This window comes from Daejeonella sp. (genome assembly GCF_044232565.1).
In the GTDB taxonomy this organism is placed as follows: domain Bacteria; phylum Bacteroidota; class Bacteroidia; order Sphingobacteriales; family Sphingobacteriaceae; genus Daejeonella.
Map to the genome: position 1 here is coordinate 1 of NZ_JBIILQ010000069.1, position 11,326 is coordinate 11,326.

The 11,326-nt window shown below is 37.1% G+C and carries 11 protein-coding genes; 2 read left to right on the top strand and 9 right to left on the bottom strand.

Annotated features, from left to right (window positions below):
* Positions 1-53 precede the first annotated feature (53 nt).
* Both ACILQF_RS05655 and ACILQF_RS05660 read left to right on the top strand, forming a co-directional pair.
* Positions 54-1,637, top strand: a complete 1,584-nt coding sequence (locus tag ACILQF_RS05655; RefSeq protein ID WP_395626444.1) for a gliding motility-associated C-terminal domain-containing protein — start codon at positions 54-56, stop codon at positions 1,635-1,637.
* Between the two features lie 181 nt (positions 1,638-1,818).
* Positions 1,819-2,100 (top strand): hypothetical protein, encoded by a 282-nt coding sequence (locus ACILQF_RS05660; RefSeq protein ID WP_395626445.1) that lies wholly within the window; start codon positions 1,819-1,821, stop codon positions 2,098-2,100.
* Between the two features lie 315 nt (positions 2,101-2,415).
* On the opposite strand, the gene ACILQF_RS05665 is transcribed toward ACILQF_RS05660, so the two are convergent.
* The 9 genes from ACILQF_RS05665 to rpmF form a co-directional block, all read right to left on the bottom strand.
* A complete protein-coding gene (locus ACILQF_RS05665; RefSeq protein WP_395626446.1) occupies positions 2,416-3,804 on the bottom strand; it encodes a LutB/LldF family L-lactate oxidation iron-sulfur protein in 1,389 nt (462 codons plus the stop codon).
* A 148-nt stretch (positions 3,805-3,952) separates the two neighbouring features.
* Positions 3,953-5,554, bottom strand: coding sequence for a M28 family peptidase (locus ACILQF_RS05670; RefSeq protein ID WP_395626447.1), 1,602 nt, complete (start codon positions 5,552-5,554; stop codon positions 3,953-3,955).
* Between the two features lie 18 nt (positions 5,555-5,572).
* A complete protein-coding gene (gene rpiB / locus ACILQF_RS05675) occupies positions 5,573-6,007 on the bottom strand; it encodes a ribose 5-phosphate isomerase B (protein ID WP_395626448.1) in 435 nt (144 codons plus the stop codon).
* A 9-nt stretch (positions 6,008-6,016) separates the two neighbouring features.
* Positions 6,017-6,895 (bottom strand): twin-arginine translocase subunit TatC, encoded by an 879-nt coding sequence (tatC, locus tag ACILQF_RS05680; protein WP_395626449.1) that lies wholly within the window; start codon positions 6,893-6,895, stop codon positions 6,017-6,019.
* A gap of 142 nt (positions 6,896-7,037) precedes the next feature.
* Positions 7,038-8,378, bottom strand: a complete 1,341-nt coding sequence (gene accC / locus ACILQF_RS05685; protein ID WP_395626450.1) for an acetyl-CoA carboxylase biotin carboxylase subunit — start codon at positions 8,376-8,378, stop codon at positions 7,038-7,040.
* Between the two features lie 95 nt (positions 8,379-8,473).
* Complete coding sequence (gene accB / locus ACILQF_RS05690; protein WP_395626451.1) at positions 8,474-8,953, bottom strand: acetyl-CoA carboxylase biotin carboxyl carrier protein; 480 nt, start codon at positions 8,951-8,953, stop codon at positions 8,474-8,476.
* Between the two features lie 71 nt (positions 8,954-9,024).
* Positions 9,025-10,011, bottom strand: a complete 987-nt coding sequence (locus ACILQF_RS05695) for a beta-ketoacyl-ACP synthase III (protein ID WP_395626452.1) — start codon at positions 10,009-10,011, stop codon at positions 9,025-9,027.
* Between the two features lie 15 nt (positions 10,012-10,026).
* Positions 10,027-10,962 (bottom strand): phosphate acyltransferase PlsX, encoded by a 936-nt coding sequence (gene plsX / locus ACILQF_RS05700; protein WP_395626453.1) that lies wholly within the window; start codon positions 10,960-10,962, stop codon positions 10,027-10,029.
* A 14-nt stretch (positions 10,963-10,976) separates the two neighbouring features.
* Positions 10,977-11,168, bottom strand: a complete 192-nt coding sequence (gene rpmF / locus ACILQF_RS05705; protein WP_291403349.1) for a 50S ribosomal protein L32 — start codon at positions 11,166-11,168, stop codon at positions 10,977-10,979.
* Positions 11,169-11,326 lie beyond the last annotated feature (158 nt).

Consider the following 11,326-nt stretch of genomic DNA (forward strand, 5'->3'; position numbering starts at 1 on the left):
TGACAAAAAATTAATCTAATCTAAAAAAGATTGGGTGTATATAAATCTAAAATATGAAGTCTAAATTACTTTTTTTACTCGTCCTAGTCTCATTCAAATCATTCTCACAAACTAATTCTATACTTTATGTTGGTTCAGAGGAAGGGCTATCAATAAATTCTAGTGGTTTATTTCATGCAGATGGCTTAACACTTGCTCCAAGTGAGAACTTAGAGTTAAAGAACACATTGTTAAGTAGATCATCAAATTCTATTGCTCCATTAAGTAATCAGGCTTCAAGAGTTTATCAATTTAGTAACCCTACAAGCAATTTCACTGGTAGTTTAACTTTTAATTACTTAGATAGCGAAGTTGGAACTTTGGAAGAGAAGGATCTACAATTGGTTGTACATAATGCAAGCAAATGGTATCGTCAGAATACATCAATTGATGTTACTAATAATAAAATGAACTCTACTTTCAGCAATTTAGCATTAGGAGAAATTTCATCTTTTGTTTTCAAGCCTAGCTTGATTTTAGCGGCTAGTTCAATTGCGGAAAATAGTGCTTTGGGGACTAAAATCATTGACCTTTTTGGAACTGATCAAAACCTCGGGGGTGAGGAGTTAACTTATAGCTTTGTAAATGGGTCGGGATCTGCCGACAACAGTAAATTTTATATCGTAAATAATGAATTGAAAAGCAATTCTGAAATTGATTACGAAAGCAAAAAAGTTTATTCAGTTCGTATACGTGTTACAGATAAATACAATCGTTCGGATGAGAAAATTCTTTCGATTGCTGTGAGAGATATAAATGAGGCACCAACGGCACTTGCTATTAGTAAGGCTAATTTGTTTGAGTCGAATTTTATTAATCAGATAGTTGGGCTTCTTGGTTCAACAGATCAGGACGGAGCGGATAGCCATTCATATAGTTTAGTATCTGGTACGGGTTCAACTGACAATGCTGCATTCAATATTTTTGGGAATCAAATTAGAGCTTCTCAAGTGTATGTTTTTGATAGCAAAAAGGATTTTACAATTCGAGTAAAGACTACTGATAAGGCTGGTCTTAGCTTTGAAAGAATAATTCCAATTTCTATTAGTCAGCTTCCTACACTAACAGGTACAGGTAATTTGTTGGCCTCAAAAATTCAAGTTGCTGCTAGTGCGAGCCCTAAAATAAGTAAAGGCTTTAGCTCTAATTTGTATGTAAGTGGTTCTGACTTGGTAGGTTATACTTGGAACAGTCCTACTACAGGATTAAATTCCGCGAATATTTCAAATCCAATTGCTGAGCCTAGTAAAACCACCATGTATTCGGTTTTAGTCACTAATTCATATGGAAGTAGCGTTACATTAAGTATCACTGTAGAAGTTATGGAAGATTATAATGTGACAGCAAATAATCTGATTACACCTAATGGCGATGGTGAAAATGATGTATGGATTGTTGAAAATTTAGATAGCTACCCTGATAATAAGTTATTGATTTTGGATCGTTCAGGAAAAATTATTTATTCTAAAACTAATTATGATAATAATTGGAATGGATTATATAATGGTTTTATGCTACCAGAAGATACCTACTATTATGTATTTACATTTAACTCAGGATCAATAGTTAAAAAAGGTTTCGTCAGCCTTGTAAAATAAAAAACAGTTATTTAGCGGGGATTCAAATATTTTTTTCGCTAATACGGACTGATTAGAGTATCGTTTGTTTTGGCCTATGTTTAGGGTATTATACTAACGATTAACATTCTTTTTTAATCAATTGATTGGATTTGCATTTTTTTTTGCTAAGCCTAGAAAAAAATGAATCGAATTGAAAATCATGAAGAAGGACTACAATCTAATTTTAAGTTGTGCTAGTTTAATTTATTTTGCTAGTTTAATCTATATTTCCTTCAAAAATATTCTTCTAAATGATGTTCTTGAAGCAATATTTGAGTTCTCAACCATTCCCTTTATTTTAGCAGTACCAGTTTTAGTAATATTTAGCTTTAAGGGCTGGCATGCAGATAAATGGAAAGTAAGATCAAAATCATTCCTTTCTATACTTATATTAACTGTTACCATATTTCTAGTTATAGTTGCAACGGTCTATAATATTTAACAAAGGCCAAATAATTGCTTAGTCCTAAAACTGGTGATTAGCTTATAATGTAAACACGGTTTTCCTAGAGTCTTTATTCTGCGGCGATTAATATGCTTCTCTATTCGCTGTTGTTTTGTGGAAATGTAGGCTTGTTAAATTATTCTTTATTATAGGGAACAGCCTTTTGGTTTTTTATGGTAGGGATTAGTAGCACAATGAGTTCAGATAGATCCTTGAGTTGACCTGGTTATTATAATACTATTTTGTATTTTTTTAGAAAGGCTGTTTTAGCCTTCACATTTAAAAGATTAAGCCGATCACAGGGAGATAAAATCATGCCGACTCTCCTTTTTGTTTTTCTTGCCATTGCTTACTGAATGATTTTTCAGCAACCTGTGGAAGTACGCGGTGTTTACCCCAGCTCTTCTGAAAGAAGTTCTTTAATAAGAGATTTTTGAATTTGCCACCAAGCATATCCATCATCTTACGTTTCATCATGCCCATTTTCCAGCCCTTCCAGCCTAAGCTTTCGGCTTTGTTACTCATTCCTTGGCTCACAGAATCTCTCCGGTTTAAGAGGAGCATTTTGTGGATGTCTATTTTTACTGGGCAAACCTCGGTGCATTTTCCGCAAAGACTAGATGCAAAACTTAAATGCTTAAACTCTTCCATTCCCGCCATGTGTGGCGTAATAATTGAACCTATTGGTCCGCTGTACGTAGTTTCATACGTGTGCCCACCAATATTCTTGTACACCGGACATGCATTCAAACATGCCCCACAACGTATGCAATATAAGCCCTGACGCTGTTCTTTTTGTGCTAATAGGTTAGTGCGTCCATTATCGAGTAAAATAACATACATCTCCTCCGGTCCATCACTTTCAGCGCTTTGTCGTGGTCCGCCTAAAATGGTATTATAGACCGTCAAATTCTGTCCGGTTCCATGTGTGGACAATAGCGGCCAGAACAAATCTAAATCATTGATGGATGGAATAATTTTCTCAATTCCCACAACGGCAATATGTATTTTCGGGAAGGTAGTGGTTAGGCGCGCATTACCCTCATTTTCTGTGAGTGCAATACTACCGCTATCTGCAATCAGGAAATTTCCGCCGGTAATACCAACATCTGCTGAAGTGTATTTTTCTCTAAGTAACTCTCTGGCTTTGAGTGTCAATTGTTCCGGACTAGCATCGACTGGGGTACCAAAGCGCTCATTAAAGAGTTTAGCAATATCCTCCTTGCTTAGATGCATGGCTGGAGTTACTATGTGATAGGGCTTTTGCCCCAATAATTGCACGATATATTCTCCAAGGTCGCTTTCAACTGTCTCGATGTGATTTTTTTCAAGAAATTCATTGAGCTCAATTTCTTCAGTGGCCATCGACTTCGATTTAATCACTGTTTTTGCACCGGCCTTTTTTATTATTTGAAGAATTTCTTCATTTGCCTCTGCTGCATCATTAGCCCAAATTACTTTACCGCCTTTTCGTTGAAAATTTGCTTCGAATTCAGGGAGGAGCTTATCGAGATTCTCCATAACCTTCCATTTTACCGTATGTGCTTTACGTTTTGAATTCTCGAGGTTCGCAAATTTCGAAAGCCCTCGTTCAACAGCCACATCATACTTACCAATATTATAATTGATAATACGTCTATGATCCGAGTCGAAGGCCTTGGTATCAGAAATTTTTACGAATTCGGCAGCTGCATTACTCATTATGCGAATTTAAGTATTTAGAAATTAGTACAAAGTATTTAGTACAAAGTATTTATTACAAAGTAGTTAGTAGTGACAGGTCGTGACCTGTCTAAACAAAAAATGCCCCCGAATTTCGGAGGCATTTTTGCAAGATTTATGGTCCTTATTAGCGATTTGTTGGCATGTCGTTTTTCACATCCACAACTGGTCGCTTATCACGGTTAAGGAGATCCCAACCGGTATAATAAACTAAGTGGGCGCGCTTTGCTAGCAGTTCGAAGTTAATTTTGCTAACCTCATCACTCGCTTTGTGGTAATCTTCATGTACCCCATTGAAATAGAATACAATTGGTACACCATTTTTAGCGAAATTATAATGATCTGAGCGATAGTAAATTCTTTCTGGATCTTTAGGGTCATTAAATTTATAATCAATCTTCATCTTCGTGTAAACGGCATTTGCGTTTTCGCTGATTTTGTGAAGATCCGTGCTTAATTTATCTGAACCGATTAAGTAGCAATAATTAGTTGAGTCAGGTGAGTTTTTGTAATCTGTACCTGTTCTGCCAATCATGTCTATATTTAAATTGGTGATGGTATTGGCCATTGGGAATGTTGGATTTAATGAATAATATTCGGAACCTAATAATCCTTTTTCTTCACCTGTTACCAATAAGAATAAAACACTTCTTCTTGGTCCGTGGCCCGCTTTTTTTGCCTTTGCAAAAGCCCTTGCAATTGTTAATACACCTGTTGTTCCAGATCCGTCATCATCAGCGCCATTATTAACCTTATCTACACCACCGTCGCTTGTTAATCCAATGTGATCGTAATGTGCAGAATAAACAACTAATTCGTCCTTTAGGTCAGTCCCTTCAAGGTACCCTAAAACATTCGCTGATTTAACCTCTTTATTTACTGGACCATAATTAATGGCTACTTCAGATTTTAACACCTGTGATTGTGGTGCACCACTTTCATCAATCGAAGATTTTAAAGCTTCAAAGGTTTTACCACTGTTTTTTAGAATCTGGTTTGCAACTTCAGGGGTGATATTAACAACTCCTGCAATGCTTGCGCGATTATTTGGAGTACTTTCTTTTTTAACACTTAAACGACCAGCTCTAGGCTTGTAGTTTTGAATTGAAGCGGCAACATCTGGGCTTACAGCTAAGATTAATGCTGGTTTCTTGCTCATTACATATTGCATTCTTTTTGAGCGGCTTGTAGACCAGTCGGAAGCAGTTGCAGTTTTGCTAATTGCCGATACTCCATTTTTCATAGGCTCTCCCTTATTAATTACAATAACAAGCTTTCCAGCAATATCCATGTTTTTAAGGTCATCATAATTATCTGCTCCGATACCATAGCCAATAAATGTGATTTCGCTCGCTTTGAGTGATTTAGCATCTCCACTTCCTGTGAAAAGAAAATCTTTACCCACGGTAAGTGAAGAATTGTTTACGGTGAAATTGCTTACTTCGAATGAAGTTTCTGTCAATGGAACCTCTTGAATGTAAGTTCCATTAACTGGAGCGATTAGTTTCAATTTCTTGAATTCATTAGCGATATAAGCTGCGGCCATCTCGGCTCCTCGCTTACCAGTTTCACGTCCTTCAAATTTATCTGAAGCAAGAATGCTCAAATGTTTTTTAGCATGTTTAGCTGTGATCTGTGCAGCAAATTTCTGTGCATTTGGATCCTGAGCAAAGCCCTGAGCAGAAATGCCTGCAACAAGTAATACCCATAGTGATTGTTTTATCATCATTTTTTTGATTAGTTTATTTTAACAAGAAATTTTATTTACTCTATTTGCATGTCGGCCGCCTTCAAAAGAAGATTGGATAAACTTCATGCAGATATTTTTAGCTTCTTCAATAGTTGTAAACCTAGCAGGTATACAAAGTATATTCGCATTGTTATGAGTTCGTGCAAGTTCAGCTAATTCTTCATTCCAGCAAATTGCTGCTCGGATGCCTTGGTGTTTATTGGCAGTCATAGCTACCCCATTTGCACTTCCGCATATCAGGATTCCTATCGAAAATTCAGAATTTTCAACGGCACTAGCTACTGGATGGGCAAAGTCGGGATAATCAACTGAATCGGCACTATAGGCTCCAAAATCCTTGATGGTATAGTCCTTTAAAAAGTCAATGAGCATATTTTTGTACTCAAATCCTGCATGATCTGCCCCAATGGCGATACTGATATTGTTATTCATTTTTATATATTAATCGTTCTTATAAAAGGCCATCTCTGCTTTCTTTTTGTTAGCTGCTACACGTGCAGAGACATAAATACTTACTTCATAAAGTAGGAAAAGTGGAAAACTGACGGTTAGCATCGTTACTAGATCTGGTGTTGGAGTAACGATGGCTGCAATGATTAAGATAATTACTGTGGCATATCTTCTAGATGACTTCATAAATTGTGGAGTCATGATACCAAGTTTCGAAAGTATGTAAATTACAATTGGTAGCTCAAAGGTTATTGCAGCACCGATGGTTAAAGTAGCTACAACAGAAAAATAGGAAGCAATAGTAATTTGGTTATTAATTATCGAACTGACTTCGTAGTTTGACAGGAAGTTGATGGACAGTGGAGCAATAATATAATATCCAAAAAGCAAACCGATAATGAATAGGAGTGAGGCCCAAAAAACAAAACCAGTGGCTGATTTACGTTCATTTTCATGAAGGGCAGGCTTTACAAAACGCCAAATTTCAAACAGAAGGTAAGGTACTCCAAGCACAATACCAATCATTAGCGATGAGTTTAACTGTAGGGTGAATTGCCCCCCTAACTCAGTATTAATGATGTTAAAGCTTAATTTTTTAACACAGAAGTCGGCACCTAAATTAAATTTTTCTGTCGCCGCGCACATCATTCTATAAGTCCAGAAATCGGTACGTCCTGGTCCCATGATAATTTCATCAAAAATAAAGTCGTAAAAGCTGAATGCCAGAATGGTAAAGCTTACAATGGCTATTGATGCACGGATTAGGTGTCCTCTAAGGACATCTAGATGATCAAAAAAAGACATTTCGGCCTCAATAGTTTTACCTTTTTCTTTGATGGCCTTAACTAGGTCAGTACGTTCCTTACTCATAATTTATAAACAAAAATACCATTCTATTTGATTTTAGAATGGTATTTAAAATAAATTTAATAAGCATCATGTTAATTGTGACAATTAGCACTAAAATTGAACTTTCTGCCCGCAAATTGAGGAGAGAATACCATTTGATTTGCTATTCCTTTAGATCGAAAGTCTCCATAAACTTCGTGGTGAAGTTCCCAGCTCTAAAGTTAGGGTCTTTCATCAATCTTAAATGAAAAGGAATTGTGGTTTTAACACCTTCAATCACAAATTCACTTAATGAACGCTCCATTGTGCAAATAGCTTCTTCGCGTGTTTGTGCCACACAAATTAGCTTAGCAATCATGGAATCATAGTTTGGTGGAATTTGATAACCTGCATACACATGGGTATCTACACGCACTCCATGTCCCCCTGGTGAATGAAAATTAGTGATTAGTCCGGGTGAAGGTCTGAAATTATTAAATGGATCTTCTGCATTAATGCGACACTCAATGGCGTGCATTTCAGGAATATAATTTTTTCCTGAGATAGGAATACCTGCAGCAACTTTTATCTGTTCTTTAATTAAGTCGAAATTTATAACTTCTTCAGTAACAGGATGCTCCACCTGAATACGGGTATTCATTTCCATGAAGTAGAAATTTCGGTGCTTGTCGACCAAGAATTCTACAGTTCCGGCGCCTTCATAGCTTACAGCCATTGCTCCTTTAATTGCTGCTTCACCCATTTTTTCTCTGAGCTCCGGTGTCATGAATGGCGAAGGGGATTCTTCAACTAGCTTTTGATGGCGTCTTTGAATGGAGCAATCGCGTTCTGATAAATGGCAAACTTTGCCATACTGATCACCAATAACCTGAATTTCAATGTGTCTTGGATCTTCAACATATTTTTCGAGGTATAAACCATCGTTTCCAAATGCTGCGGCAGATTCTTGACGTGCCGAATCCCATGCTGGTTCAAATTCTCCATCATTCCAAACGATGCGCATTCCGCGACCTCCTCCACCTGCTGTAGCTTTCAGTATAATAGGATATCCTATTTCATTGGCAATTTTTATTCCTTGCTTAACGTCAGTTAGAAGTCCTTCGGAACCCGGAATTGTTGGCACTCCCGCCTTCTTCATCGTTTCCTTCGCAGATGCTTTATCACCCATTCCATTAATCTGATCCGCTGTAGCACCAATAAATTTGATGCCATACTCATTACAGATTGCTGAAAACTTAGCATTTTCTGATAAAAATCCATATCCTGGATGTATCGCATCAGCATTGGTTACCTCTGCCGCTGAAATAATATTGGGTATGCTTAGGTAAGAATCTTTACTTGTTGGCGGACCAATACAAACGGCTTCATCGGCAAAACGAACATGTAGGCTATGCCGATCAGCGGTGGAATAAACTGCGACGGTTTTAATTCCCATCTCCTTACAAGTACGGATGATCCGAAGAGCTATTTCACCACGATTTGCAATAAGTATTTTCTTAAACATAGTTTTTCTTTTGAAAATTTGAGGATTTGTAAAAATGATGAACTACAAGAATAGACATTATGAATAGTCTGTAGGTCTCAAATTATTTCTTCAAATTAGATAGGCTCAACCAAAAATAGGGGTTGATCGTATTCTACCGGACTAGCATTGTCGACTAATATTTTAACTATACGACCTGAAATTTCAGATTCGATTTCGTTGAAAAGTTTCATCGCCTCAATGATACAAACCACTTGGCCCGCTTTAACCTCATCGCCAACATTGACAAATAATGGCTTTTCCGGATTTGCAGAGCGGTAGAAAGTACCGATCATTGGTGATTTGATAGTCAGATAAGATGAATTATCCTCCTTGGCTGGTGTAACCGCTATCGGCTCTGCATTTGTAGTAACAGTGGCAACACTAGCAGCAACTGCAGGCAATTGTGGAGCAACCTGTGCAGGTGCACTTGCTATATAAGTCGGTGGCTGATTGGTTTTTATGGTAATTTTAAACTCTTTCTGTTCAAGAGAAACTTCATTTACTCCAGATTTGGAAACAAATTTTATGAGTTCCTGAATTTGTTTAATATCCATTTTGTTTAGTTTAGGTTTTGGATTTTGTTTTATAATTATACTAAAAATATTAAAAAATCATCTATTTTTTTTTAGTAAGCCCACTTTAAATATAAAGACCCCCATGTGAAGCCTCCACCAAAAGCAGCTAATATGAGATTATCACCTTTTTTTAACTTGCTTTCCCACTCCCATAAGCACAAAGGTATGGTTCCATTTGTTGTGTTACCATATTTTTCGATATTAATCATCACTTTTTCTGGATTTATGCCACAACGATTGCTTGTAGCATCAATAATCCGCTTGTTTGCTTGATGTGGAACCAGCCAATCTACATCTTCCGATGTAAGATTATTTTTTTCCATAATCTCTGCGGCCACATCAGCCATATTGGTTACAGCAAATTTAAATACCGCTTGACCTTCCTGATGTAGGAAATGTTCATTATTATCTACTGTTTCATGACTGGCAGGTTTGAGTGATCCACCTGCTTTTTGACATAGGTACGGACCGCCTGAACCATCACTTTTCAGGATGGAGTCAATTACACCATAGCCTTCAGTATTTGCTTCCAATAAAACAGCGCCGCAGCCGTCCCCAAAAATGATACAGCTTGTACGATCTTTATAATTAATAATTGATGACATTTTATCGCCACCCACTACCAATACTTTTTTATGCTTGCCTGTCTCAATAAATTGCGATCCTGTTGCTAGTCCGAATAAGAATCCAGAACAAGCCGCATTTAAATCATATCCCCATGCATTTATAGCCCCAACTTTATGGGCCAGGATATTTGCCGAAGCTGGGAAAACCATATCGGGTGTTGTGGTACAGAAGATAATCAAGTCGATTTCTTCAGCAGTGATTCCACGTTTTTTAAGTAAACCTTCAACAGCTTTAGCAGCCATATCCGACGTTCCTAAATTTCCTTTAAGAATCCGACGTTCTTTAATACCAGTACGGCTTACGATCCACTCATCGTTGGTTTCAACCATTTTTTCTAGCTCCTGATTCGTTAGAATATATTCAGGGACATAGGCATTTACGGCTGTTATTGCAGCGTGAATTTTAGACATGATAAATTTGGTAAATTATTTAAAAGCTTCTCTGATTTTAGCTATGAACTTGGTTTTAATCATTGTTCTAGATAAAAGAACCATGTTTTTTATTGCTTCCGGACTTGAAATACCGTGGCCAATTAAAACAGGTGCATTAACTCCTAAAATAGGACTGCCTCCATATTGTTCATAATTGAAACGGTCAAAGAATTCATCTTTAAATCCTTTTTTGAGTGTGAGTATATAAAATGTTTCGGCTAATTTTAACATGACATTACCTGTAAAGCCATCGCAAACAATGACGTCTGCCTTGTCGTTAAATAGGTCTCTGCCTTCAATATTACCGATAAAATTTATTTCAGATTTTTGTAAAAGTGGGAAAGTGGATTGTGTGAGAACATTGCCTTTTTCTTCCTCTTCACCTAAATTCATTAAACCAACTTTAGGGTTTTGAATGTGATAAACATGTTCTGCATACAAACTACCAAGCAGACCGAATTGAGCCAATACTTCTGGCTTACAATCGGCATTTGCGCCAACATCCAGCATGATTCCGAAGCCAGATTTTAATTTAGGAACATTTGTAGCTACTGCCGGACGGATTACTCCTGGAACAGGTTTTACGCTGAAGATTGCACCCACAAGCATAGCACCAGTATTACCGGCAGAGGCAAAGGAATCTATTTTGCCATCTTTAAGATAAGAAAAACCTAGGCTGATACTTGAATTTGGTTTTTGAAGAACAGATTTCGTTCCGTGTTCGCCCATGCCAATCATTTCTGTGGTATGAACAAATTCGAAAACATCCGGACTTACGCCCGCTTCTTCAAGAAAGGGTAGAGCTTGATTTTTATCACCAAAAAGAACAATTTTCTCTTCTGGTGATAGGGCTTTTTGAGCTGCAATTGCACCCAAAACTGCCGCTTTGGGAGCAAAATCTCCACCCATAATATCTAAGCCAATCTTCATTTTAGAAAGGCAATTTAGGCAACAGATGTGTTTTCTATTACCATTTTTCCGTTGTAATATAAGTTTCCATCAACTGTATATGCACGGTGAGGTAAGTGAACAGCACCAGTTGTCTGACAAGTAGTTAAGCCTGGAGCCTCTGCTTTGTAATGCGTTCTTCTTTTATCTCTTCTAGATTTCGATATTTTCCGTTTTGGATGTGCCATTTGTTCCTATGTATTAATTTACTTTTTTATATTCTTTAATGCTTCCCATCTTGGATCCGCATCTTCAATTTCTTCTTTTGGTCCTGGTGCTAGCTGCTCTAGTTTTGCAATCATCTCACGATCACACCATTCTGTATTTCCTTCATCTTCACAGCGAC

Bases quoted from the DNA above. Each gene is read 5' to 3' on its own strand.
- ACILQF_RS05665 (WP_395626446.1), bottom strand. From the start codon at position 3,804: ATGAGTAATGCAGCTGCCGAATTCGTAAAAATTTCTGATACCAAGGCC.
- ACILQF_RS05660 (WP_395626445.1), top strand. From the start codon at position 1,819: ATGAAGAAGGACTACAATCTAATTTTAAGTTGTGCTAGTTTAATTTAT.
- accC (WP_395626450.1), bottom strand. From the start codon at position 8,378: ATGTTTAAGAAAATACTTATTGCAAATCGTGGTGAAATAGCTCTTCGG.
- rpiB (WP_395626448.1), bottom strand. From the start codon at position 6,007: ATGAATAACAATATCAGTATCGCCATTGGGGCAGATCATGCAGGATTT.
- plsX (WP_395626453.1), bottom strand. From the start codon at position 10,962: ATGAAGATTGGCTTAGATATTATGGGTGGAGATTTTGCTCCCAAAGCG.
- tatC (WP_395626449.1), bottom strand. From the start codon at position 6,895: ATGAGTAAGGAACGTACTGACCTAGTTAAGGCCATCAAAGAAAAAGGT.
- accB (WP_395626451.1), bottom strand. From the start codon at position 8,953: ATGGATATTAAACAAATTCAGGAACTCATAAAATTTGTTTCCAAATCT.
- ACILQF_RS05655 (WP_395626444.1), top strand. From the start codon at position 54: ATGAAGTCTAAATTACTTTTTTTACTCGTCCTAGTCTCATTCAAATCA.
- rpmF (WP_291403349.1), bottom strand. From the start codon at position 11,168: ATGGCACATCCAAAACGGAAAATATCGAAATCTAGAAGAGATAAAAGA.
- ACILQF_RS05695 (WP_395626452.1), bottom strand. From the start codon at position 10,011: ATGTCTAAAATTCACGCTGCAATAACAGCCGTAAATGCCTATGTCCCT.
- ACILQF_RS05670 (WP_395626447.1), bottom strand. From the start codon at position 5,554: ATGATGATAAAACAATCACTATGGGTATTACTTGTTGCAGGCATTTCT.